This window comes from Mesorhizobium sp. M0207, assembly GCF_040321995.1.
GTDB lineage: Bacteria > Pseudomonadota > Alphaproteobacteria > Rhizobiales > Rhizobiaceae > Mesorhizobium.
Window position 1 is genome coordinate 267,448 of record NZ_JAMYSQ010000001.1, and the last position, 25,986, is coordinate 293,433.

A 25,986-nucleotide genomic window follows, 5' to 3' on the forward strand; every position below is an offset into this window, starting at 1 on the left:
TCCTTGACCGCGCGCCGCAAAGCCATTGCGCAGATCTCGCGTCTCGCGCGCCGCGCCGGCGGCACTGCGGCCGCCAACCGCATGGTGCCGGAAGAGACGCCGGTGGCGTTCTCCTTTGCCGGCACCACGCATGCGGTGATGATGGCAAGCCCGGCTGATTTCGAGGATTTCGCGCTCGGCTTCCCGCTGACCGAAGGCATCATTGCCTCGCCGGACGAAATCGAAGCGATCGAGGTCGAGGATCACGGCGCCGGCATCGATATCCAGATCCGGCTGAAGGACCAGGCCAACACCCGCTTCGAAGCGCGTCGCAGACGCCTGGCCGGCCCGGTCGGCTGCGGGCTGTGCGGCATCGAATCGATCGAGGAGGCGATGCGCTCGGTAAACCCGGTCGGTGCGTCGCAACTTACACTTCAGGCCAATGACATCGTCCGCTCGGTCAAGCTTTTGTCGAAGCTGCAGCCGCTGCACGCCGAGACCGGTGCCGTCCACGCCGCCGGTTTTTACCTTCCCGGCAAGGGCATCGTCATGGCGCGCGAGGATGTCGGCCGCCATAACGCGCTGGACAAGCTGGCTGGCGCGCTGGCCAAAGCCGGTATCGACGGCAGGTCGGGGGCCGTCGTCGTCACGTCGCGCGTTTCGGTCGAGATGGTGCAGAAGACCGCGGCGATCGGCTCGGCCGTCATCATTGCCGTCTCGGCGCCGACCGCACTTGCCATCCGCACCGCGGACGATTCCGGCATGACGCTGGTGGCGCTGGTGCGCGGCGACGATTTCGATATTTTCACCCATCCTGACCGCGTGGTTTCCGGAGTTGCCAAGCATGTCGCATGACGAAGGCCACCTCATGAGCACCAGCGAAAAGCTGGTTCGCATGGCCAACCAGATTGCCGCCTTTTTCCACTCAAAGCCGCGCGAGCAAGGCATTGCCGGCGTCGCCGAGCACATCAACAATTTCTGGGAGCCGAGGATGCGCCGGCAATTGTTCGAGATGCTGGACAGCGGTGGCGAGGGGTTCAACGAGCTTGTCGTCGCGGCCGCGCCACACATCAAGCGGCCGGGCGCGCCGGAGGGCGCAGGTTTCAGCGTCGGCGGAGCGAACACCGAGACTGCCGCCGCGTCACAGAAGTAGGCGCCGCGGGCCCACATTCACACTCTCTGAAGTTTCATCTGCCGCAGGCCGCGCGCCTCTGCTATGATCCGGCGATAAGAAATCGTCGGGTCGGGCGGACAACTCGTGAGGCCGATCGAAACTCGATACGCGCTCAGTGGCGACGTGCGGATCGCCTATCAGGTGGTCGGCCAGGGATCGCTCGACCTCGTCTTCGTGCCGGGTTTCATTTCCAATCTCGACCTGCACTGGGAAGACGAGGGCTACACCCGGCTGTTGAAGCGGCTTTCCGCGTTCTCACGGCTGATCCTGTTCGACAAGCGCGGCACCGGCCTGTCCGACCGCGTCGATGTCCACCACCTGCCCAGCCTCGAAACCCGCATGGACGATGTACGCGCGGTGATGGATGCGACCGGCAGCGGCCGCGCCGCCTTGCTCGGCGCTTCGGAAGGCGCGCCGATGGCAATGCTGTTCGCCGCCACCTACCCGGAGCGGACGCGGGCGCTGGCGCTTTATGGCGGCTATGCGCATTTCCACAAATGGGTGATGCCGCCGGAACGCCTTGAGGCGTTCATCGCGACGGCGGAGACCGCATGGGGCACCGGCGCCACCCTGCCGCATTTCGCGCCCGGCCGTGTCGACGATCCGCGTTTCGCCACATGGTGGGCGCGCTTCGAGCGGCTGTCGGCGAGCCCGACCGCGGCAATCGCCCTAGCCCGCATGAATGCGGCTATCGACGTGCGCGGCGTGCTGGCGGCGATCAGCGCACCGACGCTGCTCATCCATCGCCGCAACGATGCGCGCGTCGACCCGGAGGCCAGCCGCTTCCTGGCAAGGAAGATCCCGAATTCGCGGCTGGTCGAGGTGGCCGGGCGCGACCACCCGATCTGGACCGGCGATATCGACCGGGTGGCCGATCTGATCGAGGAATTCCTGACCGGAGCGCGCGCCGTTGCCGAGGCCGAGCGCGTGCTGGCTGCACTGCTGGTCACCCGGATCTACGACACGGCGCGGCTTGGCGACCGCATGTGGAGCGAGCGCAGCCAGCGTTTTCAGGAAACATGGCGGCTTACGGTCGGGCGCCATGGCGGCCGCCCGGCCGGCACGCATGGCGAGCTGATGATGGCGCGTTTCGACGGCCCGGCGCGGGCCGTACGCTGCGCGGCGACGCTGCGCGACGCGGCGCAGGAGATCGGCGTCGCCAGCGCGCAGGGCGTGCATGTCGGCGAGGTCGAGTTGCGTGGGCCGCCGACGGGGTTGACGGCGCGCGTGACGATGCAGCTTGCCGCGCATGCCGGGCGCGGCGACATCCTCGCTTCGCGGCTGGTCGCCGACCTCGCCGCCGGTTCAGGCCTTCATTTCAATGACGCCGGGCGCATCGCGCTTGACGAGCTGGATGAACCGCTGGCGCTGGTGCAGGCGACCTCGGAACAGCATCTGGAGCCAGCCTGCCGGCCGAAGGCCAAGGCTGCTGCCGAGCCGGCCGCACTGACGGCGCGCGAAAGCGAGGTGGTGAACCTCATCGCCGATGGCAAGAGCAATGCCGCGATCGCCGCCGAACTCGGGCTGAGCGAACACACCGTCAAGCGTCACGTCGCCAATATTCTGCTCAAGCTGGACCTGCCGTCGCGGGCGGCGGCGGCGGCGTTCTCGGCCCGGCATGCTGGCCCGCACGGGCCATAGCAGCCATGGCGCTTTCGGGCGAAGCGGCCGGGCATGCGTAAGCGCTATCACTTCGTCCCATGCAGGCCAGGCGGATATCGCCGGGAAAGGCGCTGCGAAGGGAGGAATAAAATGCTGAAGTCGACACTCAAATCACTGGTGCTGGCGGCAGGCGTTGGCGCGCTGTTGGCGATCGTTCCTGCCAAGGCCGAAGACGCCTCGGCGACGGCTGCCTACAAGGACATCCAGGCAACGCTCGGCTCGGTACCGGACATGTTCAAGACGCTGCCGGATGTCGCCGTTGCCGGCGCCTGGGCCGAGATCAAGGGCGTGCAGCTCAACCCGAACACCGCGCTCGACGGCAAGACCAAGGAATTGATGGGCCTCGCCGTCGCCTCGCAGATCCCCTGCCAGTACTGCATCTATTTCCACACGCAGGCGGCCAAGCTCAATGGCGCCAGCGACGAGGAGATCAAGGAGGCGGTGGCGATGGCGGCGATCGTGCGCCACTGGTCGACGATGCTCAACGGCAGCCAGGTCGATCTCGCCACTTTCAAGAAGCAGTCCGACGAGGTGTTCGCGGCCGTCAAGGCGAAGTCACAGTGAAGAAGCCACTGCCCGGCGGCGAGCGCCGGGCAGTGGCTGATCAAGCAACCACCCGATCCGAGAAAACGGGCCTATGGAGGAAAAAATGCTGACCAAGACACAGACGATAGACGGCGCTGCGATCAAGAAGGCGATTGAGGGCCGTGATGGAAAATTGCTGGCGAGCTTCTATGCCGACGACGCATTGGTGCGGGTGATCGACCGCAACAACCCGCCGAGCAAGCCGCGCGAAATCCGCGGGCGCGCTGCGATCACTACATTCTGGGACGACATTTGCAGTCGGGCGATGACCCACAAGGTCGACACCACCATTGCCGACGGCAACAACCTCGCCTTCACCCAGGCCTGCTCCTATCCGGACGGGACCAAGGTATTCTGCGCGGCGATGCTGGAGCTGAAGAACGGCCAGATCGCACGGCAGACCGTCGTGCAGGCCTGGGACGAATAAGGAGGCGGCGATGTTCAGTGCCAGATGGCAGATCGACGCCAAGTTCGGCCACAAGCAGACCGTGCTCGAACTGTTAAAGAATGGGAACGCGAGATCGGCTCGCTGGTCGGTGTCGACGACCTCAAGTTCCAGATCATGACCGGATCGATCGGCGCGCGGGAAGCGACGATCAAGTCCCACCAGCAGGTCGAAAGCCTCGCCCAATTGGAGGCCTTCTTCGCCAACATTGGCAAGATCGATGCGCACGCTAAATGGCGCAAGGAGATGGAGCCCTACCTCGTGTGGGGCACCAGCCTGTGGAACATCTACCGCATCGTGGAATAGCAGTCCGGCTTACTCCCTTCTCCCCGTCACTTACGGGGAGAAGGTGGCGGCAGCCGGATGAGGGGCAGCGCGACGTCTGCAGGAGAGCTCTACTCGCTCTCGCCTTCCAGCGCCGACACCGACACGCCGGCAAGCTCGGCCGCGAGCAGCCGCGACGCACCGGCGCGTGCGATCCGCAGCATCAGCGCCTTGCGCGTCGCCGCTGCCATGCGGTGCTCGGGCGCATCGCGCAAAATCTCGGCACCGTAGCCGTCGGAGAGAATGAACCCGCACTCCTGCGGAAAAATTTCCGAAGGCACGCCGGGATGGGTGGCGAAGAAGAAGCGGTCGGAATGCAGCCGGTAGTCAGGCCATTTGCGGTCGACCCTGAAATCCTCGATCGAGGATTTGATTTCGATGATCCAGATGTCGCCCTGGCGGGTCAGCGCGACGAGATCGGCGCGCCGGCCGGTGGCCAGCGACAGTTCGGGCAAGACATGCGCGCCCATCTGCCTGAGCAGCCGCTGCACGCCACGCCTGACCAACATGGCGCGCTCCGACTGGCGGCCGTCGATGAGCGGATTGAGGGGTAGAGGTGAGATGATCGGCATGGCGGCACCATGCCAGATTTTGTTCACGGTTTGAACCCTGGTTTTGATGGGCGATTACCCACTTTACAAACACGGCGATGTGCATGATACCTTGAATCCACAGTAGGAATCCGGGTTATGAGTGTCCTTTTCGAGCCACACTTCCACAACGAAGCTGCTTTCGAACGGCTGGAGACGGGCAAGAAGGCCCGTTAGGCAAGGCTGAGTCACAATGAGCGTCGTGAGCGGCGTGGCGCTTGTACGTCTTCTGCTGAAGATCTATCGAGCCCGAACGGCCTGCCCATTCTCTTCGAGAGCATACAGGAATGGCTGGCAGAGCGCGCCCCCTTCCAACAACTTAACAGCGTCGAGGATAGCTTTGGCGGCAGCAAGCACCCGCAAATGTTTGTAGCCGGTGGTGGCTTCAACCATTTCCCTGAAGACGATTTTGCGGCCTACGTGATGTTGTTGCCTTGGCAAACCCAGAAAACGTTGTGCTGGTGATCAAGCCCGAAGAAGGGCCTACCCGCGTCTTCAGGCCTTCCTGTTTGTAAAGTGCATAATTGCCTTTTGAGAAACGATAAAGGCCCGCCCCTTCCACAAGGCGGGCCGCTCGCGTTATGAATGCGTTTCCTACTGGTGAGGGGAGCTATGTTTTCGCGAGGCGTCGCGGTTGATCTAATATTCACCGCTGCAGGCCCGATAGTGGTCGCAGCATAATCAACAAGGTGGCGAAGCATGGTTACTGAGAATGCAAGTTTGACGGTCGAGCAGACCAGGCTCAACAGGATGCTCACGCGGGGCGTCGTATTTTCTGTTATTTGGCTAGCCGGTTTCGGGTCTTCTTATGCACTCTACCAAGGGCTTCTGGCGCGACGGATGATAAAAATGAATCCCGTGCTTCGGGGAAATGGCCGCGCCTGGTGGTGCATCATTGTGGGAGGGCTTGGGGCCGCAGCCTTATGTGCGATAGTTGGCGCCGGCATTTTCAACGCCATGACACAACCCTAGGTCACGCTGTAACACCGCCTGCCGATCGGGTGTTGGGTCATATTGATTTGCAGGTCCCGTTCAATGAGTGCTTCCGGCGTCATCCTCCCATCATTGGCCGTCATTTCCCGCCCGCAAGTCTAAAGCTTGCTGATTCATATCAGAATGCTCCTGTCCCGTCGCCGGGCCGCACCAGATATGGCAACTCAGACTTGCCATTGTCATCGACCCGGCCCTCAGCTAACCGGCATCATGCCCTCCAGGGCAATGATTCTCGTCTTTGCGCAGCGTTCGCGGATGGTTTTGAGGCGGCCGTATTCTGGAGAGTCGTACCATGCCAGGAGGGACGCCATGTCCGGGAATTCGACAATGACGAGGCGATGAGGTTCCCAATCGCCCTCCAGAACTTTGGTGGCTCCGCCGCGAGCGATATACCTCCCCCCGTAGCGGGCTTCGGTTGCCGGCACGTCCCGGCGGTATTCCTCGAAAACGGCGGCGTCGGTTATGTCGACATCAGCAATGAGATATGCGGCCATTGACCTTACTCCCGGAAAAAAAACATTGAAACAGGTCTATTAGCGGCCCCGCAACTAAGCCAGCGGTACTACGCCTCGGAAACGACTCGCGTTCTCCCGGATTGGGGCGCTTAACTGTCTTGGTGGGGGCAGCTCTGGGAGGAGACGAACCATGCCGATGTATCTCACGCGATTCAGCTACAGGCCCGAAACCTGGGCGCGCTTGATGGATAATCCCGAGGATAGACGCGAGGCTGCCCGTTCCTACATCGAGTCGGTCGGCGGAAAGCTGCACGGGTTCTGGTATGCCTTCGGAGAGTACGATGGCTGGAACCTATGGGAGGCGCCGGACAACGTGTCGATGGCATCCGTCATGCTGGCCATCGGTGCGGGAGGCGCGCTCAGCTCGTACCAGACCACCGTCCTGTTAAGTGTCGAAGAGACGATGGACGCGCTTGGCAAAGCGAAGTCGATCCGGTACCGCCCGCCGGGATCGTGACCGCCGCCCGCGCTTTGCGGAGTGTCGAAGGCTGGGGAACGCTTGCTCTCGGACGGCGCACGTTCCTAAACTTTTGCGCAAAAGAGTCCACTGCGGCACTTGGCAGCGCCGGCAGCTTGCGCTTTCAATGTCGGCTACGGTGTTTTACGAGGAGCATTAGATGACGGAAGATGACGACCGGAAATCGGCGACGCCGGAGGAAATCCGCTCGGCCATCAGAGGCTGGGCGGTGCTTGGGGCAATTATCGTTGCCGTGTTTGGTGCGCCCTACCTCATGATCGATAGTTGAATGGCCAACGATCCTGGTCGCCCCGATGGATTGCCTGAAAAGATCGGTACGGTCCTTGGTGCATTGGTGGTGATCGGCACGTTCGGGCTTCTGGCCTGGACCGTGCTTCGCGGCGTCCTTTATTAAACCCGGCCTGTCTGGACTTTCCCTTGCGGCGGCCGCGTCTCAGGCCGATCTCCTCGTTGCGACGGATGATCTTGGCCGCAGGCCAGAGCGCCGGGCAGCGTCACCGACATCCATGAGTGATTTCCTCGGCTCGGGGTTCTTGTTCCTGGCCCCATTGATTTTGCAACATAATCCTGCGGGGGCTGTTGCCGAAATGCCATAGTCGCAGGTTTACCAGCATGCAAGCGCAAGGATATAGGCATCGCCCGCTTGGCAAGCAAAGCAAATGCCAGCATGAATGAAGATGAAAAAAGCGGCCGACTCGAGCCGCTGTTGTTTGGGCAGGCATCGGACCTTTTCATGCGCATGAAGTCACTTGCAATCGTCGCGGCCCTGGCGCTGTCGACGGCTGTCGCCGGTTGCAGCACCATCGGCTCGCAGATCTTCACCAACAACTACGGCGCGGTGACCGACGCCGGCTATCACCTGCCGCGCGTTCCGATCGAAAAGGTGCCGTTCAAATACCGCCGGCAGATCGTCGACTACGACACCAGGGAAAAGCCGGGCACCATCATCGTCGATACGCAGAACAAGTTCCTCTACTTCGTCATGGGCGACGGCGAAGCGATGCGCTACGGCATCGGCGTCGGCCGTGAGGGTTTCGAATGGCACGGCACCGCCCATATCGCGCTGAAGCGCGAATGGCCGACCTGGACACCGCCTTCGCAGATGATCAAGCGGCAGCCGGAGTTGGCCAAGTTTGCCGGTGGCATGGAGCCGGGGTTGAAGAACCCGCTCGGCGCGCGCGCCATGTACCTGTTCAACAAGGGCGGCGACATGGGTTATCGCCTGCATGGCAGCCCGGAATGGAATTCGATCGGCAAGGCGATGTCGTCGGGCTGCATCCGGCTGATGAACCAGGACATTATCGACCTCTACGACCGCACCTCGGTCGGCGCCAAGGTCATTGTGATATAAAACCCTTATACGCGGACCGTCTAGGCAACAACACAGACGTCGCAAACAGAAAACCGGGCACTTTGGCCCGGTTTTTTGTTGTCTATCGACGTTGACGATGGAACGTCGCGTCAGGAGACCTGTTCGACGTGCTGCACTTCCGGCACAAAGTGCCGGAGTAGGTTCTGGATGCCGTGCTTCAGCGTCGCGGTCGACGACGGGCAGCCGGCGCAGGCGCCCTTCATGTGCAGGAACACGGTGCCGTTCTCGAAGCCGCGGAAGGTGATGTCGCCGCCGTCCTGGGCCACCGCCGGGCGCACCCGCGTGTCGAGCAGCTCCTTGATGGTGACGACCAGCTCCTCGTCGGCCTTGTCGTAGAATTCGCCGGTCTGGCTGGTCTCGGCGGCGGGGCCGGCCTTGGCCATCACCGGCGCGCCGGACATGAAATGCTCCATGATGGCGCCGAGGATAGCCGGCTTCAGATGCTGCCAGTCGGGGCCGTCCTTGGTCACGGTGATGAAATCATAGCCGAAGAAGACGCCGGTGACGCCGGGGATTTCGAACAGCCGGCCGGCGAGCGGCGAAGCCGTCGCGGCGCTATCGGCATCGCGGAAATCGGCGGTGCCTTCATGCAGCACTTCCTTGCCGGGCAGGAATTTCAGCGTCGCCGGGTTTGGCGTCGACTCGGTCTGGATGAACATGGCCGTCTCCGTGCCCGTTTCGGGCAGCTAGTTTGGAATAATTCTAATTAGGCTTTATCCGCCCGACATTCAAGCGAAAGGCATCGCCGGCGGTAGCGGCAGGCGGAATGTTTTACCCCTGCCTTGCGCGAGGCGCGCTCAGGCGAGGCTGTCGATCTCCTCGTCCGACAGGTTCTGCGGCACCACCGTGACGGGAATCGGAAAGGCGGCGCCCTTGCCGGCGACCGCGCCGACCAGCGGCCCTGGGCCTTCCTTGCCGGCGCCTGCCGCCAGCACCAGAATGGCGATGTCCTGGTCTTCCTCGATCAGCTTGTGGATCTCTTCGGTAGGCTTGCCCTCGCGGACCACCAGTTCCGGCTCGATGCCGAGCTTCTGGCGCACCTTGTTGGCGTAGCTGTCCAGTGCGGCACGCGCCGTGGCGGTCGCCTCCTCGCGCATGATCTTCTCGACGCCCAGCCAGTGCTGGAAATCATCCGGCTCGATGACATAGAGCAGCACCAGCACGCCGCCCGTGCTTTGCGCCCGCTTCGAGGCGTAGGCGACGGCGCGCTCGCATTCGGGCGTATCGTCGATGATCGCCAGGAACTTGCGGCGATGACCGACTTCGCGGCTGAGGCGTTTGGAGACCATATTCACCCTGTTCGATGGTTTCGGCCGCAATCTGCCACCGCCACAGCCCGCCCGCAAGCGACCGGCGGCTGTGGCAATGCTGGTGCAGCTTAAAGCGCGATGCGTTCGACCAGCGACGCGCTTCAGGTTCCTGTTTTATGCATGTCGTTATCGCAAAACCGCTGCACACTTTTGCGCGACATGCATTAGCCTTGCAGCAGGCCGATAATGTCGCGCACGGTCTTCATGGTCGCTTCGGCCAATGTGCCGGCACGCTCGCCGCCATCGCGCAGCACCGCGTCGACATAGGCGCGGTCGCCGGAGATGCGGCGCATCTCGCCGGCGATCGGCGCCAGCTTTTCCACCGCAAGGTCGGCCAGCGCCGGCTTGAACACCGAAAACTGCTGGCCGCCATATTCCTTCAGCACCGCCTCTTTCGAGATTTCGGCGAGGCCGGCATAGATGCCGACGAGGTTTTCCGCTTCCGGCCGGCCGGCAAGCCCGTCCAGTTCGCCGGGCAAAGCCTCCGGGTCGGTCTTGGCCTTGCGGATTTTCTTCGAGATGGCGTCGGCATCGTCGGTCAGGTTGATGCGCGACAGGTCCGACGGATCGGATTTCGACATCTTCTTCGAACCGTCGCGCAGCGACATGATGCGCGCTGCCGGGCCGCCGATGACCGGCTCGGTCAGCGGGAAATAGCCGTTCACCGTCTCTTCGCCGACCTCCATTTCGACGCCGACGCCAAGCGCTGCGATGCGGTCCGAAAAGTCGTTGTTGAATTTCTGCGCGATGTCGCGGGTCAGCTCCAGATGCTGCTTCTGGTCGTCGCCGACCGGCACGTGGGTGGCGCGGTAGACGAGGATGTCGGCGGCCATCAGGGAGGGATAGGCGAGCAGGCCGAGCGAGGCGTTCTCGCGGTCCTTGCCGGCCTTGTCCTTGAACTGCGTCATGCGGTTCATCCAACCGATGCGCGCCACGCAGTTGAAGATCCAGGCAAGCTCGGCGTGCTGCATCACCCGCGACTGGTTGAAGACGATGTGTTTTTTCGGGTCGATGCCCGAGGCGAGAAACGCCGCGGTGATCGAACGCGTCTGGTCCTGAAGATCCTCATAGACGAGCTGTGCGGTCAGCGAATGCAGATCGACGACGCAATAGATACAGTCGGAGGTGTCCTGCAGGGCGACGAATTTCTTGATGGCGCCGAGATAATTGCCGAGATGCAGATTGCCGGTTGGCTGGACGCCGGAAAAAACGAGCGGTTTGAAGGGGGGCTGATCGGTCATGGTGTTTCCCTGGCTTGTGGAGGGCCGTTTCGCGCGCGGCGAAAGTCTTGCGACGGCGCGCTTATGGACGAGAGCGAGGAGACGATCAAGAGGGGCGTTGGCCAGGGCGCGCAGGCTTTGACGTCGGCCGAACAGAAGGCTGTTTGAGGGATGGCGCCGACCAGAAACAAAAACCCGCCTCGGTGGGCGGGTCGTTGGAGCCAATTAGCACCATACCGAAATTAATAGCATAGCTGCCGGCACAAAGCAAGAACAAAATTGGCGCTGATGAATTTTCCCCCTCACGGATCCGGAGATTGCTCCTTGACCGGCTGGGAGCCCTTGCGCCCGATATTGCGGCGGATCATGCCGAAATCGGCACCGCCGGTGGCGAAGGCGGTGACGAAGTAAAGCAGCGCCCCGCCGGCGACGAGCGCTAGCAGCGTTACCGCCTTGATCACCAGCGGCGAGCCGGAGGCGAGCCTTGCGGCGAACCAGTGTTCGGCAAAATAGAGCGCCGCGGCCATCACCGCCGCCGACAGCACCAGCCGCGGGATCCGTTTCATGAGCGGCACGTCGCGGCCCCAATGGCCGCGTCGGATCAGCACGGCGAGCAGCATCGCCGCATTGACCCAGCCGGCGACAGCGGAGGCAACGGCAATGCCGGGCGCGCCCATCGTCGGAAACAGCGTCAGTGCCGTCGTAATGTTAACCGCCACCGAGATGGCGGCGAAAATCATCGGCGTGCGCGTGTCCTCGCGAGCGAAATAGCCTGGGGTGAACGCCTTGATCAGCACGAAGGCCGGCAGGCCGAGCCCGAAGATCGCCAGGATTGCCGCGACCGTCGGCGTCGAATTGTTGGCGGCAAAGGCGCCGCGCTCATAGACCAGCCGCACGATCGGCTCGGACATGACCAGCAGCGCGGCCGCCGCAGGCAAGGTCATGAAAAGGGTAAACTCGACCGAGCGGTTCTGCAGATTGGCGGCCTCGACCAGATTGCCCGATTTCAGCGCCCGCGACAGTTCCGGCAACAGCACGATGGCGACAGCGACGCCGACGACGCCCAGCGGCAGCTGGTAGACGCGGTCGGCATAGGCCAGCGACGACACCGCACTGTCCTGCGCCGATGCGATCGCCGTGCCGATCAGCTGGTTGATCTGGGTGATGCCGCCGGTGATCGCCGCCGGCAGCGCCAGGATCAGCAGCCGCTTGACGTTCGGCGTCATCTTCGGCCGCCGGAAGCCGATCGAAATGCCGGCATGGCGCACCGCCGCCCAGACGATCGCCAGCTGCACCAGGCCGGCCGCCAGCACGCCCCAAGCCAGGCCGAAACCAACGGTGCGGGCGTCCGAACTCTTGTACCAGGCATAGGCAAGCACGGCGATAAGGATGACGTTGAGGAACACCGGCGCCACCGCAGCGGCGAAATAGCGGCGCAGCGAATTCAGCATGCCGGCCATCATGGCGCCGAGCGACATGCAGATCAGGTAGGGGAACATGACGGTCGCCAGCGCCACCGTCGTCTCGAATTTTCCCGGCGTGTCGGCAAAGCCCGGCGCCACCAGATAGCGCACGATCAGCGGCATCGCCAGTTCCATGGCGATGGTCAGCGCCAGAAGCGCCGTGAACAAGACGCCGAACACCTCTTCGGAAAAGCGCTTGGCGCCGTCGGTGCCGTGTGTCTCGATCTCCTTGGCGAACAGCGGCACGAAGGCGGCATTGAAGGCGCCTTCGGCGAACAGCCGGCGAAAGGTGTTGGGAAACTGGAAGGCGGCGTTGAAGGCGTCGGCGATCGGCCCGGTGCCGAGTGCGGCAGCCATCAGCATCTCGCGGCCGAAACCGAGGGCGCGGCTCATCAGCGTGCCGGAAGCGACCGTGGCGAATTTCTTGACAAGGCTCATGCGCTTGAAGACTGCCTGTGCGATTGGGGCAAATGGAAGGTAACCGTCACTCGGCGGCCGTTTTGGTCTTGCCGCGCTCGGACGCCGTGCCCTCGAGCACCGCGATCAGCCTGTTGCGGATGGTCGCCGTACGCGACGGGCTGTCGATCTTCTGGCCGGTGAGATCGGTGACGTAGAACGTGTCGATGACTTTTTCGCCGAAGGTGGTGATGTGGGCCGAGGCGATGTCGAGCGACAGGTCCGACAACATGCCGGTGATCTCCGACAGAAGGCCCGGCCTGTCCAGCCCCTCGACCTCGATCACCGAGAAACGGTTCGACAGCGTGTTGCGGATCTCGGCGCGTGGCGGAATACGGAAAACCTTGGCGCCGCGCCGCGGCTTGGTGCGCTTCTCGATCATTTCGGGCAGCCAGCTCTTGCCCGACAGCACGTCCTCGATCAGCCGGCCGACGCGCTCGGCACGGCGGCGCTCGTCCTCGTCGCGGTCGAACTCCCTCGAGATCAGGATGGTGTCGAGCGCGCGGCCGTCCGAGGTGGTGAAGATCTGCGCGTCGACGATGTTGCCGCCGGCCGCGGCACAGGCGCCGGCAATCACCGAGAGCAGGCGCGGATGGTCCTGCGCCAGCACGGTGATCTCGGTCACCGCCTCGAACTGGTGGGTTTTGACTATGGTGGCGAGCTTCTTGCCGGCGTGATCGGCCTCGCGGATGAATTCGGCATGGCGGAGCTGGTCGGGAAGATCGACCGCCAGCAGATAGTTCTCGTAGTGCTGGCCGACATAACGCTTGCGGGCCTTTTCCGGCCAGTCGGCAAGCGCCTCGGCCAGTTGTTCGCGCGCCGCCGCCGTCCGTTTGGCGCGCGACACCTCCGAAAACCCGCCGGTCAACAAAAGCTCGGTCTCGTAGTAGAGCGTACGCAGCAACTGGCCCTTCCAGCCGTTCCAGACCCCAGGCCCGACGCCGCGGATATCGCAGACGGTAAGCACAAGCAGCATCTTCAGCCGTTCGACCGACTGCACGATGGCGGCAAAATCTTCGATCGTCTTGCGGTCGTTGAGATCGCGGGTCTGCGCCGTCATCGACATGACGAGGTGGTTCTCGACCAGCCAGGCGACCGTTTCGGTGTCGGCCGGCGACAGCCCCATATGCGGGCAGATGCGCCGGGCGATCCTGGCGCCGGCTTGCGAATGGTCCTCCGGCCTGCCCTTGGCGATGTCGTGCAGCAGCACGGCGACATAGAGCGCCTCGCGGCTCTTCTTCAGCCCCGGCATCAGCGAGTGGGCGAGTGGATGGATCTTTTCCCCGTCGCCGCGCTCGATCTCGGCCAGCACGCCGATGCAGCGGATGAGGTGCTCGTCCACCGTGTAGTGGTGGTACATCGAGAACTGCATCATGGCGACGATCTTGCCGAAGTCCGGGATCAGCTTGGCAAGCAGTCCGGCCTCGTTCATGCGCCGCAGATTGAGCTCGGCGTTGCGGTCCGAGGTCAACACATCGAGGAACAGCCGGTTGGCCTCCTCGTCGCGCCTGAGCGCCTTGCCGACGAGGCCGAGAGAGCGGGTCAAAAGCTTCAGCGCATCGGGGTGGAATTCCAGGCCATGCTTGTCGGCAAACCAGAACAGCCTGAGCAGGTTAACCGGATCGCGCTCGAACACCTCGTCGTCGGCAATGTTGATGCGGTGGTTGTCGACGATGAAATCGGCCGTGCCGGCGAGCTTGCGCTTGCGGCGCGAAAAGGTGAGGAAGATGCGGTTGAAGCCCGGCACATGCTTGGCCTGCTCTTCTTCCAGCGCGGCGCAGAAAATGCGGGTCAGGTCGCCGACATCCTTGGCGACGAGGAAGTAGTGCTTCATGAATCGCTCGACCGCCGACAGGCCGGGATGGGTGGTGTAGCCCAGCCGCTCGGCAATATCGCGCTGGATATCGAAATGCAGCCGCTCCTCGGCCTTGCCGGTGAGGAAATGCATGTGGCAGCGCACCGCCCATAGAAAATCCTCGGCCTTCTGGAATTCCCTGTATTCGGCGTCGGTGAAGACGCCCTTGTCGACCAGTTCCTCGCCGGTGCGCACGCGGTAGAAATATTTGGCGATCCAGAACAGCGTCTGCAGGTCGCGCAGGCCGCCCTTGCCGTCCTTGACGTTAGGTTCGACCAGGTAACGGCTCTCGCCGGCCTTGGCGTGGCGCTCGTCGCGTTCGGCGAGCTTGGCCTGGACATATTCGGGGCCGGTGGTGCGCACCACCTCGTGGTCGAAGCGCTGCAAAAGCTCGTCATAGAGCTTTTGCTCGCCCCACAGGAAGCGCGCCTCCAGGATCGAGGTGCGGATGGTGATGTCGGTGCGCGACAGCCTGAGGCACTCGTCGATGTTGCGCGTGGCGTGGCCGACCTTCAGCCCCAGATCCCACAGCATGTAGAGCATGTATTCGACGATCTGCTCGCCCCAGGGCGTCTGCTTGTAGGGCAGCAGGAACAGCAGATCGATGTCGGACCCGGGCGCCAGCGTGCCGCGGCCATAGCCGCCGACGGCCACGACCGCCATGCGCTCGGCCGAAGACGGGTTTTTGACGCGATAGACATGGGTGGCGGCGAAATCGTAGAGCGCGCGGATGATCTCATCCATCAGATGCGACAGCCGGGCGGCGCAGGCGGTGCCGCTGCCATCGTCCATCAGCATGCGTTCGGCGACCGTGCGGCCGTCGGCGAGCCGGCTTTTGAGAAGCTTGAGGACGCCGCTGCGCGCGGCCTTGCCGGAGCCGTCGCCTGCCGTGGCCGCGGTCAGTTCGGTCATCTCGCGGCGCAAGGCTTCGCCGTCGATCAGTTCCTCGAGCTTCAGGGATATTCTTGCCATAAATGCCGTTCGGCCTCGCCGTTTCGGCGGCGTCTATAGCGCGTTTTCGCGGCGCTGGGTATGGGGCGGACGGACGCGTTCTCCGCAGCCGCCGACAGGAGGATCATCTCGCGCCCGCGGCCGGTTCGGTTAGCGCCTGGCCACGAAAAATCGAAATCGGCCCCTTGACCTTCCAGTTACTGGAAGCACTACCTCCGCCGCAACATCGAAATACAGGGGCTTTCGGCATGACGCATTCCGATCACCATCATCACGCCCATGGCAGCTGCTGCTCGGCAAAAGGCGCCCCCTCTGCTGCGGACGCCGTCATCCGCGATCCGGTCTGCGGCATGACCGTCGATCCGGCTGCCGGCAAGCCGACGGCCGAGCATGACGGCCGTCGCTATCATTTCTGCAGCGAGAGCTGCCGCGCGAAATTCGTCGCCGAGCCGGAAAAATACCTGACCGCTACCGATCCCGTCTGCGGCATGAGCGTCGATCGCGCCACGGCCAAGCACTTTTTGCGGCACGAGGGCCGGGGCTTCTATTTCTGCTCGGCCGCTTGCCAGGCGAAGTTCGAGGCCGAGCCGGCAAAATATCTCGGCGACAGGCCGGCGCCGCAGCCGATGCCCAAGGGCACGCAATACACCTGCCCGATGCATCCCGAAATCATCCGCGACAAGCCCGGCTCCTGCCCGATCTGCGGCATGGCGCTGGAGCCGATGGGCGTGCCGACCGGCGACGAGCGACCTAACCCGGAACTGGTCGACTTCACCAGGCGCTTTTGGGTGAGCGCGGTGCTGTCCGTGCCGTTGCTGCTCATCGCCATGACGCCGATGCTCGGCCTGACGTTTCAGGCCTTCATCGACGACCGCGCGAAGGTCTGGCTGGAGCTGGCGCTGGCCAGCCCGGTGGTGCTGTGGGCGGCATTCCCGTTCTTCCACCGCGGCTGGGATTCGATCCTCAACCGCAGCCCCAATATGTGGACGCTGATTTCGCTCGGCGTCGGTGCCGCCTACCTCTACAGCGTCATCGCCACGCTGTTTCCAGGCCTCTTTCCGCACCAGTTCCGCGGCCATGACGGCACCGTACCGGTCTATTTCGAGGCGGCGGCGGTAATCGTCGCGCTGGTGTTCCTCGGCCAGGTGCTGGAATTGCGTGCCCGCGAGAAAACCGGTTCGGCGATCCGTGCGCTGCTCGACCTGGCGCCGAAGACGGCGCGGCTGATCGGCGCGGACGGTTCCGAAGACGACGTGCCGCTCGAAACCGTCAAGGCCGGCGACCGCTTGCGCATCCGCCCAGGCGACGCCGTGCCGGTCGACGGCATTGTGCTCGAAGGGCGCTCCTCCATCGACGAATCGATGATCACAGGCGAGCCGCTGCCGGTCGAAAAGACCGACGGCGACAACCTCACCGGCGGTACGCTCAACAAGAACGGCTCGCTGATCATGCGCGCCGACAAAGTCGGCGCCGAGACGACGCTGGCGCGCATCGTCGAGCTGGTCGCCAAGGCGCAGCGTTCACGCGCGCCGATCCAGGGGTTGGCCGACCGCGTCTCGTTCTACTTCGTCCCGGCCGTCGTTCTGGTTGCGATCATTGCGTTCGTCGCCTGGGCGATCGTCGGACCGGAACCCAGCCTGGTCTTTGCCATCGTCTCGGCGGTCTCGGTGCTGATCATCGCCTGTCCCTGTGCGCTCGGCCTTGCCACGCCAATGTCGATCATGACCGCCACCGGGCGCGGCGCGCATGCCGGCGTGCTGATCAAGGAAGCGGCGGCGCTCGAACGCTTCGCCTCGGTCGATACGCTGATCGTCGACAAGACGGGAACGCTGACCGAAGGCCGGCCGCGACTGACCGATGTCGTTGCCGTCGAAGGCATGGCGCAGGACGAGCTGCTGGCGCTCGCCGCCGGTCTCGAAAAAGGCTCGGAGCATCCGCTGGCCGAGGCGATCGTCGAAGGCGCCCGCGAACGCGGCGTGAAGGTCCCCGACTCCGGCGGTTTCGAGGCCGTCACCGGCAAGGGCGTTTCCGGCACGGTTTCGGGGCAGAAGGTGGCGCTCGGCAATGCCGCGATGATGGCCGATCTCGGCATCGACACGGCGTCGGTCCTGGCCAGCGCCGAGGCGCTGCAGGCCGACGGCAAGACCGCGATGTTCGTCGCTGTCGCAGGCAAGCTCGCCGGCCTCGTCGCCGTTGCCGACCCGATCAAGGCGACCACCGCCGAGGCGATCAAGGCGCTGCATGACAGCGGGCTGAGGATCGTCATGGCGACCGGCGACAACGAGCGCACCGCCAAGGCCATCGCAGCCAAGCTCGGCATCGACGCGGTGCGTGCTGGGCTTTTGCCCGAGCAGAAGGGTGCGCTGGTCGAGGAATTGCGTGCAAACGGCGTCGGCGTCGCCATGGCCGGCGACGGGGTCAACGATGCGCCAGCACTGGCCGCTGCCGATGTCGGCATCGCTATGGGCACAGGCGCCGATGTTGCGGTCGAAAGTGCGGGAATTACGCTGGTCAAGGGCGATCTCAACGGCATCGTCAGGGCGAGGACGCTGGCCCGCGCGACGATCCGCAACATCCGCCAGAACCTGTTTTTCGCTTTCCTCTACAATGTGCTTGGCGTGCCGGTTGCTGCCGGCGTGCTTTATCCGCTCACCGGCACGCTGCTGTCGCCGATGATTGCGGCGGCGGCGATGAGCCTGTCTTCGGTTTCGGTCATCGCCAACGCATTGCGGCTCAGGACGTTGAAACTCTGATTAAAACTTCCAGATAGACCCTGTTCAAAAAAGGAGACGATGAATGACCCTGGCCAAGAAGATCGTGCTGCTGATGATGGCGGCGGGGATGCTGCTTGCTGTTTTCCTCGAAAGCGTTCCGGCACAAGCCGAGGAGATGAAGCACGACATGGGCGCAATGGGCGCGCAGAGTCCCTCGACCGAGGGCTACAAGGCGGCGATGGACAAGATGCACGCCGACATGATGGCGATCGAATATTCCGGCAATGCCGACGTCGATTTCGCCCGCGGCATGATCCCGCATCACCAGGCGGCCATCGACATGGCCAAGATCGAGCTCGCCAACGGCAAGGATCCGGAAATCCGCAAGCTGGCGGAAGCAGTGATCGCCGCGCAGCAAGCCGAGATCAAGCAGATGCAGGACTGGCTCGCTGCCCATCCGGTGAAGTAGGCGTCACGCTGTCGGGGAATCCGGGCGAGAGGCTTCACCTGGATTTCTGCTTCGCCTGGATTTCCCTTGGCGGCTATGCTATCCGGGCCTCGGACTGGAGCATGCCATGCCTTCGACGATAAGAACGACCACCCTGCCCTGCGGCGAAGCCGTGCCGGTGCTCGGCCAGGGCACCTGGAAGATGGGCGAGGACGGCCGCCGCCGTGGCGACGAGGCCAATGCCCTGAAGCTCGGGCTGGATCTCGGCATGACGCTGATCGACACCGCCGAAATGTATGCCGGCGGCGGTGCCGAGGAGGTGGTGGCGGAGGCCATCGCCGGTCGCCGCGACGAGGTTTTCCTGGTCTCCAAGGTGCTGCCGTCCAATGCCTCACGCGCCGGCGTGAAACGGGCGTGCGAGAACAGCCTGAGGCATCTCGCCACCGACCGCATCGATCTCTATCTCTTGCATTGGCCGGGCAGCGTTCCTTTGATGGAAACGGTAGAGGCGTTCGAAGCGTTGAAGGCGGCCGGCAAGATCCGCCATTGGGGCGTCAGCAATTTCGATACCGATGAGATGGAAGAGCTGGTTCGGTTGCCGGCCGGCGGCAACGTCCAGACCAACCAGGTGCTCTACAATCTGTCGCAGCGCGGCGTCGAGTTCGACCTCGCCCCGTGGAGCCGGCAACGCGGCATGCCGCTGATGGCCTATTCGCCGGTCGATCAGGGGGTATTGGCGCGCAACGCCAGGTTAGATGCCATCGCCGCCCGCCACGGTGCGACGCCGGCGCAGATCGCTCTTGCCTGGGTGATGGCGCAGGACGGCGTGATTGCCATTCCGAAGGCCAGCCGCCCGGAGCATATCCGGCAGAATGTCGCGGCGTTGGACATCGAGCTCACGAGCGAAGATTTCGCCGAAATTGACCGCGCCTTCCCACCACCGAGGCGGAAGTCCGGCTTGGCGATGATTTGAGGGGTGGGGCGGAAGGCAAGCCAAAGCAGCGTTCCGTCACACCCCCCTCTGTCCTGCCGGACAGTCCGGCAGGACAGAGGGGGGTGCCGTAGAGCGCTATCGGACGAGCACTACTTCTCAGCCATCCCCTTCAGCCGGTACAGCGCCTCCAGCGCTTCCCTTGGCGTCATCTCGTCGGGATTGATCTCCGCTAGCGCCAAACCCAGCCCATCACTCTTCGCCGGCTTCGACGCTTCCCGCTGCGCCGCCACGGAAAACAGCGGCAGGTCGTCGACCAGACGGTTGGCCTTGCCCGAGACCTCGCCGGCTTCGAGCTGGTGCAGCACTTCCTTGGCCCGGCCGACGACCGCTTCCGGCAGGCCGGCCAGCCGCGCTACCTGGACGCCGTAGGAACGGTCGGCCGCACCCTTGCCGACCTCGTGCAGGAAGACCACGTCGCCCTCCCATTCCTTGACCCGCATGGTGACGTTGGAGAGCCGCGGCAGTTTTCCGGCCAGCGCCGTCATCTCGTGGAAATGCGTGGCGAAGATCGCCCGGCAGCGGTTTTTCTCGTGCAGATATTCGACCGCCGCCCATGCGATCGACAGGCCGTCGAAAGTGGCGGTGCCGCGGCCGATCTCGTCGAGGATGACCAGTGCGCGTTCGCCTGCCTGGTTGAGGATCGCCGCCGTCTCGACCATCTCGACCATGAAGGTGGAGCGGCCGCGCGCCAGATCGTCGGAGGCGCCGACCCGCGAAAACAGCCGGTCGACGACGCCGATATGGGCTGATGCCGCAGGCACGAAGGAGCCGGTCTGGGCGAGGATGGCGATCAGCGCGTTTTGCCTGAGGAAGGTCGATTTGCCGCCCATATTGGGGCCGGTCAGCAGCCAGATCGCGCCGGCCTTGGCATCGCCTTGCGGCGACAGGTCGCAATCATTGGCGACGAACGGACCTTCGCCGGAACGCCGCAGCGCCTGTTCGACCACCGGGTGGCGTCCGCCCGCAATCTCGAAGGCAAGGCTCGCATCGACCAGCGGCCGGCACCAGGCCTCGCTCTCGGAAAGCAAGGCAAGTGCGGCCGAAACGTCGAGCACGGCGAGCGCTTCGGCGCCGGCGCGGATCCTGTCGGCCTGGCCGACGACTTCCGCCGTCAGCGCCTCGAAAGCGGCAAGCTCGATCGCCAGCGCCCGGTCGGCGGCATTTGCGATCTTCGATTCCAGCTCGGCGAGCTCGGTGGTGGTGAAGCGCATGGCGTTGGCCATGGTCTGGCGATGGATGAAGCGCGCCCTGGCGCCGTCGCTGCCGGTCATCAGCGCATGATGATTGGCGGTGACCTCGATATAGTAGCCGAGCACATTGTTGTGCCTGATCTTCAGCGAGCGGATGCCGGTCTCGTCGATCAGCGAACGCTCCAGCCCGGCGATCACCTTTCGCGACTCGTCGCGCAGTGCCCGCATCTCGTCGAGTTCGGCGTGGTAGCCGCCGCGGACGAAGCCGCCGTCGCGCCTGAGCAACGGCAGCTCGTCGCTGAGCGCCTGTGCCAGATGCGTCGCCAGATCACTGGGCAGTGCCTTGATAGCTCCCAACGCCGCGGTCAGTTCGGCCGGCAATGCGGTTTGGCCGAACAGTTCGGCGATGGCGCCGGCCGCTTCGAAACCGGCGCGCAGCGCGCCGAGGTCGCGCGGGCCGCCGCGGTTGAGCGCCAGCCTGGACAGCGCGCGCGGCATGTCGGCGACGCTCTTCAGGCTTGCCCGCACCGCCTGGCAGAGGCGCGTTTCGGAGCGGAATAACGACACCGAGTCCAGCCTTGCGGCGATTGCCGCCGGGTCCGTCAGCGGCGCCGTCAGCCGGTCGGCGAGCAGCCTTGCGCCGCCGCCGGTCACCGTGCGGTCGATCGCCTTGAACAGCGACCCGTCGCGGCTGCCGGACAGCGTGCGCAGCAGCTCCAGATTGGCGCGCGTCGCCGGGTCGATGAACAGCGTCGAACCCTGCTCCTCGCGCTGCGGCCGCGACAGCGGTGGCCGCTCGGCCTTCTGCGTCTTTTCGACATAGGCGATGACGCCCGAGATCGCCGACAGTTCGGCGCGCGAAAACGTGCCGAAACTATCCGGCGTTGCCACCTCGAAGAAGCGGGCGATGCGGCCGGCGGCCGAAGCCGAATCGAACAGCGACGGCGGCTGCGGGCTGGCGACGCGGCCGAGCACGTCGAAGACCGGTTTCAGCTCCGGGTCGTAAAACACCGGCTCGGCGACGATCAGCTCGCGCGGATCGACGCGGAAGACATCGGCGAGCAGCCGGTCGGCGGTGGTCTCGGCGACGCGGAAGACACCGGTCGAGATCTCGATCCAGGCCAAGGCGAAAGCGTGCTCTGCCCCGCCCTTGACTCGTCCCAGCGCCATCAGGAAACTCGATTCCGACGGCGCCAGCAGTCTGTCTTCGGTGATGGTGCCGGGTGTCACCAGCCGCACCACATCACGGCGCACCACCGATTTGCCGCCGCGCTTCTTGGCCTCGGCCGGATCCTCGATCTGCTCGCAGACGGCGACGCGGAACCCCTGACCGATCAGCTTCTGCAGATAATCGTCGGCGGCATGCACCGGCACGCCGCACATCGGGATGTCGAGCCCCTGGTGCTTGCCGCGCTTGGTCAGCACGATGCCGAGCGCCCGGCTTGCCTTTTCGGCGTCGTCGAAGAACAGCTCGTAGAAATCGCCCATGCGGTAGAACAGCAGCGAATCCGGGTTCGCCGCCTTGATCTCGATATACTGCTCCATCATCGGCGTCGCCGGCGCGAAGGCCGGCGTGGCGTTGTCGCTTCGAATGGGCGTCTCGTCGTTCAAGAAGCTGCTTCCAAATTTTTGCAAGCCATGCTTGGCGGTTTACAGCGGCGAAGTGTAGCCTTAATCCCGAACCTTCCACAAAAGAAAGCATGCGCACCCATCTCAAGCGGTGCCGTACGGGCGAGGAAACCGAAAGTACCATGGCCAAGAAAACCGAAAGCAACGGGCCCTCCGTCAGCGCCCAGGAGGCATTGGAATTCCATGCCATGGGCCGCCCCGGCAAGCTGGAGATCGTAGCCACAAAACCAATGGCGACGCAGCGCGATCTCAGCCTTGCCTATTCGCCGGGCGTCGCTGTGCCGGTTCTCGCCATCGCCGAGGACCCGAGCCGCGCCTTCGACTACACGGTTCGCGGCAACATGGTCGCCGTCATCTCCAACGGCACCGCCATCCTCGGCCTCGGCAATCTCGGCGCGCTGGCCTCGAAGCCGGTAATGGAAGGCAAGGCGGTGCTGTTCAAGCGCTTCGCCGATGTCGATTCCATCGACCTCGAGGTCGATACCGAGGATGCCGACGAATTCATCAACTGCGTGCGCTTTCTCGGCCCCTCCTTCGGCGGCATCAACCTCGAGGACATCAAGGCACCGGAGTGCTTCATCATCGAGCAGCGGCTGCGCGAGCTGATGGACATCCCGGTCTTCCATGACGACCAGCACGGCACCGCCATCATTTCGGCCGCCGGCCTGATCAACGCGCTGGAAATCACCGGCCGCGACATGAAGACCACGAAAATGGTCTGCAACGGCGCCGGCGCTGCCGGCATCGCCTGCATCGAACTGATGAAGGCGATGGGCTTTGCGCCAGAAAATATCATCCTGTGCGACACTAAGGGCGTCGTCTTCCAGGGTCGCACCGAAGGCATGAACCAGTGGAAGTCGGCGCACGCCGTGAAAACCGGCGCGCGCTCGCTGGCCGAGGCGCTGGACGGCGCCGACGTGTTCCTCGGCCTCTCGGCCAAGGGCACGCTGACCACCAGGATGGTGCAGTCGATGGCCAAAAACCCGATCATCTTCGCCATGGCCAATCCCGACCCCGAGATCACGCCGGAAGAAGTCGCCGAGATCCGCACCGACGCCATCATGGCGACGGGACGGTCCGACTATCCCAACCAGGTCAACAATGTGCTTGGCTTCCCCTACATCTTCCGCGGCGCGCTGGATGTGCGGGCGACCACCATCAACGACGACATGAAGATCGCCGCGGCCAAAGCGCTCGCCGAACTGGCGCGCCAGGACGTGCCCGACGACGTCGCCGCCGCCTACCAGGGCAACCGGCCGAAATTCGGCCCCAACTACATCATCCCGGTGCCGTTCGATCCGCGCCTGATATCGGCGATCCCGATCGCCGTCGCCAAGGCGGCGATGGACTCCGGCGTCGCGCGCAAGCCGATCCTCGATCTCGACCGTTACGCGCAGGAGCTTTCCGCCCGCCGCGACCCGATCGCCTCGACGCTGCAGCGCATCTACGACCGCGTCCGCCGCCAGCCCAAGCGCATCGTCTTTGCCGAGGGCGAGGAGGAGCAGGTGATGCGCGCCGCCGTCTCCTATGTGAACCAGCGGCTCGGCACCGCCATCCTGCTCGGACGCGACGACATCATCAAGGAAAACGCCAGGAACGCCGGCATCGACCTCGGCAAGCAAGGCATCGAGATCATCAATGCGCGGCTGTCGCGCCGCAACTCGATCTACACCGACTATCTCTACGAGCGCATGCAGCGCAAAGGCTTTCTGTTCCGCGACTGCCAGCGGTTGATCAATAACGACCGCAACCATTTCGCCGCCTGCATGGTGGCGCTGGGCGATGCCGACGGCATCGTCACCGGCGTTACCCGCAACTATTCGACGGCGCTCGACGACATCCGCCGCGTCATCGACGCAAGGCCCGGCCACTGCGTCATCGGCGTGTCGATCGTGCTGGCGCGGGGTCGCACCGTCCTCGTTGCCGATACCGCGGTGCACGACATGCCTGATGCCGTCGAGATCGCCGACATCGCCGAGGAGGCTGCCGGTTTTGCCCGCCGCATGGGCTACGAGCCGAGGCTCGCCATGCTCGCCTATTCAACCTTCGGCCATCCGCAGGGCGAGCGCTCCGAGCGCGTCCAGGAAGCGGTGCGCATCCTCGACAAGCGCCGCGTCGATTTCGAGTATGACGGCGAGATGGCCGCCGACGTGGCGCTCAACGCCCGCGCCATGGCGCAGTACCCGTTCATCAGGCTGACCGGCCCGGCCAACGTGCTGGTCATGCCGGCCTTCCACTCGGCCTCGATCTCGACCAAGATGCTGCAGGAGCTCGGCGGCTCGACCGTCATCGGCCCGCTGCTGGTCGGCCTGAACAAGCCGGTTCAGATCGTCTCGCTCAATGCCAAGGATTCGGACATCGTCAACATGGCAGCGATTGCGGCGTATAGCGCGGGGGCTTGAGGAGCGGGGGCAGCAGCAGCGCCTCTCCCTTCTCCCCCTGTGGGAGAAGGTGGCCGAGCGAAGCTCGGTCGGATGAGGGGTGTTCCAGCTTGGCACCGGCAGCACTCCATCCAGCACCCCTCAACCGTCTCGGCGCTGCGCGCCGATCCACCTTCTCCCACAGGGGGAGAAGGAAGAGATGCCGCTACAGAAGCCCCGCCTGCTCGGCCTCTCGGCGCAGATTCTGCCGTGGCCTTGGGCCGATCTGCTGGATGACCAGCCCGGCTGCCAGCGAGCCGAGATCGCCGCAATCCTTGAGGCTGCGGCCTTGCGTGTAGCCGTAGAGGAAGCCGGCGGCATAGAGGTCGCCGGCGCCGGTGGTGTCGACCAGCTCGCGGATCCTGGTCGCATTGATGGTCACGGTCTCGTCGCCGCGCACGATCACCGAGCCCTTTTCCGAGCGGGTAACGGCGGCGATCTTGCAATCCTTGCGGATCTGGGCCAGCGCCTCGTCGAAAGACGCGGTCTGGTAGAGCGACTTGATCTCGTGACTGTTGGCAAAGACGATATCGACGGTGCCGGAGCGCATCAGATCGAGGAATTCGTCGCGGTAGCGATCGACGCAGAACGAGTCCGACAATGTCATCGACACTTCGCGCCCGGCGGCGTGGGCGAGCTTAGCCGTCTGCCTGATCGCCTCCTTGGCGCGCGGCGGGTCCCACAGATAGCCCTCGAAATAGGTGACGGCGGCGCCCGACGCCTTGTCGGCCTCGACGTCCTCCGGGCCGAGCTCGACGCAGGCGCCGAGATAGGTGTTCATCGAGCGCTCGCCGTCCGGCGTGACGAAGATCATCGAGCGCGCTGTCGGCGGTTCGCCGTTAAGCGGCCTGGTGTCGAAGGCGACACCCTGGGCATGGATGTCATGCGCGTAGATTTCGCCGAGCGCGTCGTTGGAGACCTTGCCGAAGAAGGCGGCGCGACCGCCGAAGGAGGCCACGCCCGCCGCCGTGTTGCCGGCGCTGCCGCCCGAGGCTTCAATGGCCGGGCCCATGCGGCTGTAGAGCAGTTCGGCGCGCCTCGTGTCGATCAAATTCATTGCGCCCTTGATGATGCCGTTGGTCTCCAGGAACGCCTCGTCGCACTGGGCGATGATGTCGACGATGGCATTTCCGATACAAAGCACGTCATAGTCCGGCATCAATTCATGTCTCCGCCAAAAACCCACCGGCTTTCTGCCACGCCGGGCGCGGGCGGGTCT

General features: G+C 64.2%; 23 protein-coding genes. 14 read left to right on the forward strand and 9 right to left on the reverse strand.

The annotated features are described in order from the left end of the window. Positions 1 to 3 precede the first annotated feature (3 nt). The 6 genes from fdhD (at position 4) to NKJ15_RS01275 (ending at position 4,151) form a co-directional block, all read left to right on the forward strand. Complete coding sequence (gene fdhD, locus NKJ15_RS01250) at positions 4 to 834, forward strand: formate dehydrogenase accessory sulfurtransferase FdhD (protein ID WP_352813777.1); 831 nt, start codon at positions 4 to 6, stop codon at positions 832 to 834. Then, the gene (locus NKJ15_RS01255; protein ID WP_352813779.1) at positions 824 to 1,132 is read left to right on the forward strand and encodes a formate dehydrogenase subunit delta; all 309 of its coding nucleotides are present in this window, start codon (positions 824 to 826) and stop codon (positions 1,130 to 1,132) included. The genes fdhD and NKJ15_RS01255 overlap by 11 nt, the downstream gene beginning before the upstream one ends. Before the next feature lie 105 nt (positions 1,133 to 1,237). Beyond that, entirely contained in the window at positions 1,238 to 2,794 is a 1,557-nt protein-coding gene (locus NKJ15_RS01260) for an alpha/beta fold hydrolase (protein WP_352813781.1), read from the forward strand. 111 nt (positions 2,795 to 2,905) lie between these two features. After that, complete coding sequence (locus NKJ15_RS01265) at positions 2,906 to 3,379, forward strand: carboxymuconolactone decarboxylase family protein (protein WP_352448517.1); 474 nt, start codon at positions 2,906 to 2,908, stop codon at positions 3,377 to 3,379. 85 nt (positions 3,380 to 3,464) lie between these two features. Further along, entirely contained in the window at positions 3,465 to 3,827 is a 363-nt protein-coding gene (locus NKJ15_RS01270; RefSeq protein ID WP_352448516.1) for a nuclear transport factor 2 family protein, read from the forward strand. Positions 3,828 to 3,851: 24 nt separating this feature from the next. Further along, on the forward strand, positions 3,852 to 4,151 hold the full coding sequence (locus tag NKJ15_RS01275) for a hypothetical protein (protein ID WP_352813783.1): 300 nt from the start codon (positions 3,852 to 3,854) through the stop codon (positions 4,149 to 4,151). An 89-nt stretch (positions 4,152 to 4,240) separates the two neighbouring features. Here NKJ15_RS01275 and NKJ15_RS01280 read toward each other — a convergent pair whose 3' ends face one another. Then, entirely contained in the window at positions 4,241 to 4,741 is a 501-nt protein-coding gene (locus NKJ15_RS01280) for an MmcB family DNA repair protein (RefSeq protein WP_352814100.1), read from the reverse strand. Positions 4,742 to 5,946: 1,205 nt separating this feature from the next. Continuing rightward, positions 5,947 to 6,246, reverse strand: coding sequence for a DUF1330 domain-containing protein (locus NKJ15_RS01285; protein ID WP_023676391.1), 300 nt, complete (start codon positions 6,244 to 6,246; stop codon positions 5,947 to 5,949). 151 nt (positions 6,247 to 6,397) lie between these two features. Here NKJ15_RS01285 and NKJ15_RS01290 point away from each other — a divergent pair, with 151 nt between their 5' ends. The 4 genes from NKJ15_RS01290 (at position 6,398) to NKJ15_RS01305 (ending at position 8,096) form a co-directional block, all read left to right on the forward strand. Then, positions 6,398 to 6,724 (forward strand): GYD domain-containing protein, encoded by a 327-nt coding sequence (locus tag NKJ15_RS01290; RefSeq protein ID WP_023676390.1) that lies wholly within the window; start codon positions 6,398 to 6,400, stop codon positions 6,722 to 6,724. 160 nt (positions 6,725 to 6,884) lie between these two features. Continuing rightward, a complete protein-coding gene (locus NKJ15_RS01295) occupies positions 6,885 to 7,013 on the forward strand; it encodes a hypothetical protein (protein ID WP_352813785.1) in 129 nt (42 codons plus the stop codon). Continuing rightward, positions 7,014 to 7,139 (forward strand): hypothetical protein, encoded by a 126-nt coding sequence (locus NKJ15_RS01300; RefSeq protein ID WP_352448513.1) that lies wholly within the window; start codon positions 7,014 to 7,016, stop codon positions 7,137 to 7,139. 339 nt (positions 7,140 to 7,478) lie between these two features. Then, positions 7,479 to 8,096, forward strand: coding sequence for a L,D-transpeptidase (locus NKJ15_RS01305; RefSeq protein ID WP_352448678.1), 618 nt, complete (start codon positions 7,479 to 7,481; stop codon positions 8,094 to 8,096). A gap of 110 nt (positions 8,097 to 8,206) precedes the next feature. On the opposite strand, the gene NKJ15_RS01310 is transcribed toward NKJ15_RS01305, so the two are convergent. The 5 genes from NKJ15_RS01310 to NKJ15_RS01330 form a co-directional block, all read right to left on the reverse strand. Beyond that, positions 8,207 to 8,776: a NifU family protein gene (locus NKJ15_RS01310; protein WP_352813787.1), complete on the reverse strand. Its 570-nt coding sequence runs from the start codon at positions 8,774 to 8,776 to the stop codon at positions 8,207 to 8,209. 138 nt (positions 8,777 to 8,914) lie between these two features. Further along, positions 8,915 to 9,406: a universal stress protein gene (locus NKJ15_RS01315; RefSeq protein WP_023676385.1), complete on the reverse strand. Its 492-nt coding sequence runs from the start codon at positions 9,404 to 9,406 to the stop codon at positions 8,915 to 8,917. Between the two features lie 185 nt (positions 9,407 to 9,591). Beyond that, positions 9,592 to 10,668, reverse strand: a complete 1,077-nt coding sequence (gene trpS / locus NKJ15_RS01320) for a tryptophan--tRNA ligase (protein WP_352613827.1) — start codon at positions 10,666 to 10,668, stop codon at positions 9,592 to 9,594. Between the two features lie 281 nt (positions 10,669 to 10,949). Next, entirely contained in the window at positions 10,950 to 12,548 is a 1,599-nt protein-coding gene (murJ, locus tag NKJ15_RS01325; protein ID WP_352813789.1) for a murein biosynthesis integral membrane protein MurJ, read from the reverse strand. 46 nt (positions 12,549 to 12,594) lie between these two features. After that, complete coding sequence (locus tag NKJ15_RS01330; RefSeq protein WP_352813791.1) at positions 12,595 to 15,393, reverse strand: [protein-PII] uridylyltransferase; 2,799 nt, start codon at positions 15,391 to 15,393, stop codon at positions 12,595 to 12,597. 227 nt (positions 15,394 to 15,620) lie between these two features. Between NKJ15_RS01330 and NKJ15_RS01335 the strand changes: the two genes are divergently transcribed. The 3 genes from NKJ15_RS01335 (at position 15,621) to NKJ15_RS01345 (ending at position 19,507) form a co-directional block, all read left to right on the forward strand. Then, the gene (locus NKJ15_RS01335; RefSeq protein WP_352813793.1) at positions 15,621 to 18,125 is read left to right on the forward strand and encodes a heavy metal translocating P-type ATPase; all 2,505 of its coding nucleotides are present in this window, start codon (positions 15,621 to 15,623) and stop codon (positions 18,123 to 18,125) included. A 43-nt stretch (positions 18,126 to 18,168) separates the two neighbouring features. Continuing rightward, complete coding sequence (gene copM, locus NKJ15_RS01340; protein WP_352540444.1) at positions 18,169 to 18,555, forward strand: CopM family metallochaperone; 387 nt, start codon at positions 18,169 to 18,171, stop codon at positions 18,553 to 18,555. 106 nt (positions 18,556 to 18,661) lie between these two features. Beyond that, the gene (locus NKJ15_RS01345; RefSeq protein WP_352813795.1) at positions 18,662 to 19,507 is read left to right on the forward strand and encodes an aldo/keto reductase; all 846 of its coding nucleotides are present in this window, start codon (positions 18,662 to 18,664) and stop codon (positions 19,505 to 19,507) included. A gap of 110 nt (positions 19,508 to 19,617) precedes the next feature. On the opposite strand, the gene mutS is transcribed toward NKJ15_RS01345, so the two are convergent. Further along, positions 19,618 to 22,266, reverse strand: coding sequence for a DNA mismatch repair protein MutS (gene mutS, locus NKJ15_RS01350; RefSeq protein ID WP_352767422.1), 2,649 nt, complete (start codon positions 22,264 to 22,266; stop codon positions 19,618 to 19,620). 203 nt (positions 22,267 to 22,469) lie between these two features. Between mutS and NKJ15_RS01355 the strand changes: the two genes are divergently transcribed. Then, positions 22,470 to 24,749 (forward strand): NADP-dependent malic enzyme, encoded by a 2,280-nt coding sequence (locus NKJ15_RS01355; protein WP_352767191.1) that lies wholly within the window; start codon positions 22,470 to 22,472, stop codon positions 24,747 to 24,749. Positions 24,750 to 24,933: 184 nt separating this feature from the next. Here the strand turns inward: NKJ15_RS01355 and NKJ15_RS01360 are convergent, their stop codons facing one another. Further along, entirely contained in the window at positions 24,934 to 25,926 is a 993-nt protein-coding gene (locus NKJ15_RS01360; RefSeq protein WP_352458263.1) for an adenosine kinase, read from the reverse strand. Positions 25,927 to 25,986 lie beyond the last annotated feature (60 nt).

What these genes read in the sequence shown, in the direction of transcription:
- NKJ15_RS01315 (WP_023676385.1), bottom strand. Translation starts at nt 9,406, where the DNA reads ATGGTCTCCAAACGCCTCAGCCGCGAAGTCGGTCATCGCCGCAAGTTC.
- NKJ15_RS01270 (WP_352448516.1), top strand. Translation starts at nt 3,465, where the DNA reads ATGCTGACCAAGACACAGACGATAGACGGCGCTGCGATCAAGAAGGCG.
- NKJ15_RS01290 (WP_023676390.1), top strand. Translation starts at nt 6,398, where the DNA reads ATGCCGATGTATCTCACGCGATTCAGCTACAGGCCCGAAACCTGGGCG.
- NKJ15_RS01360 (WP_352458263.1), bottom strand. Translation starts at nt 25,926, where the DNA reads ATGCCGGACTATGACGTGCTTTGTATCGGAAATGCCATCGTCGACATC.
- NKJ15_RS01265 (WP_352448517.1), top strand. Translation starts at nt 2,906, where the DNA reads ATGCTGAAGTCGACACTCAAATCACTGGTGCTGGCGGCAGGCGTTGGC.
- NKJ15_RS01310 (WP_352813787.1), bottom strand. Translation starts at nt 8,776, where the DNA reads ATGTTCATCCAGACCGAGTCGACGCCAAACCCGGCGACGCTGAAATTC.
- NKJ15_RS01305 (WP_352448678.1), top strand. Translation starts at nt 7,479, where the DNA reads ATGCGCATGAAGTCACTTGCAATCGTCGCGGCCCTGGCGCTGTCGACG.
- NKJ15_RS01285 (WP_023676391.1), bottom strand. Translation starts at nt 6,246, where the DNA reads ATGGCCGCATATCTCATTGCTGATGTCGACATAACCGACGCCGCCGTT.
- copM (WP_352540444.1), top strand. Translation starts at nt 18,169, where the DNA reads ATGACCCTGGCCAAGAAGATCGTGCTGCTGATGATGGCGGCGGGGATG.
- NKJ15_RS01275 (WP_352813783.1), top strand. Translation starts at nt 3,852, where the DNA reads ATGGCAGATCGACGCCAAGTTCGGCCACAAGCAGACCGTGCTCGAACT.
- NKJ15_RS01255 (WP_352813779.1), top strand. Translation starts at nt 824, where the DNA reads ATGTCGCATGACGAAGGCCACCTCATGAGCACCAGCGAAAAGCTGGTT.
- trpS (WP_352613827.1), bottom strand. Translation starts at nt 10,668, where the DNA reads ATGACCGATCAGCCCCCCTTCAAACCGCTCGTTTTTTCCGGCGTCCAG.
- NKJ15_RS01280 (WP_352814100.1), bottom strand. Translation starts at nt 4,741, where the DNA reads ATGCCGATCATCTCACCTCTACCCCTCAATCCGCTCATCGACGGCCGC.
- NKJ15_RS01355 (WP_352767191.1), top strand. Translation starts at nt 22,470, where the DNA reads ATGGCCAAGAAAACCGAAAGCAACGGGCCCTCCGTCAGCGCCCAGGAG.
- mutS (WP_352767422.1), bottom strand. Translation starts at nt 22,266, where the DNA reads ATGATGGAGCAGTATATCGAGATCAAGGCGGCGAACCCGGATTCGCTG.
- NKJ15_RS01335 (WP_352813793.1), top strand. Translation starts at nt 15,621, where the DNA reads ATGACGCATTCCGATCACCATCATCACGCCCATGGCAGCTGCTGCTCG.
- NKJ15_RS01330 (WP_352813791.1), bottom strand. Translation starts at nt 15,393, where the DNA reads ATGGCAAGAATATCCCTGAAGCTCGAGGAACTGATCGACGGCGAAGCC.
- murJ (WP_352813789.1), bottom strand. Translation starts at nt 12,548, where the DNA reads ATGAGCCTTGTCAAGAAATTCGCCACGGTCGCTTCCGGCACGCTGATG.
- NKJ15_RS01295 (WP_352813785.1), top strand. Translation starts at nt 6,885, where the DNA reads ATGACGGAAGATGACGACCGGAAATCGGCGACGCCGGAGGAAATCCGC.
- NKJ15_RS01300 (WP_352448513.1), top strand. Translation starts at nt 7,014, where the DNA reads ATGGCCAACGATCCTGGTCGCCCCGATGGATTGCCTGAAAAGATCGGT.
- NKJ15_RS01345 (WP_352813795.1), top strand. Translation starts at nt 18,662, where the DNA reads ATGCCTTCGACGATAAGAACGACCACCCTGCCCTGCGGCGAAGCCGTG.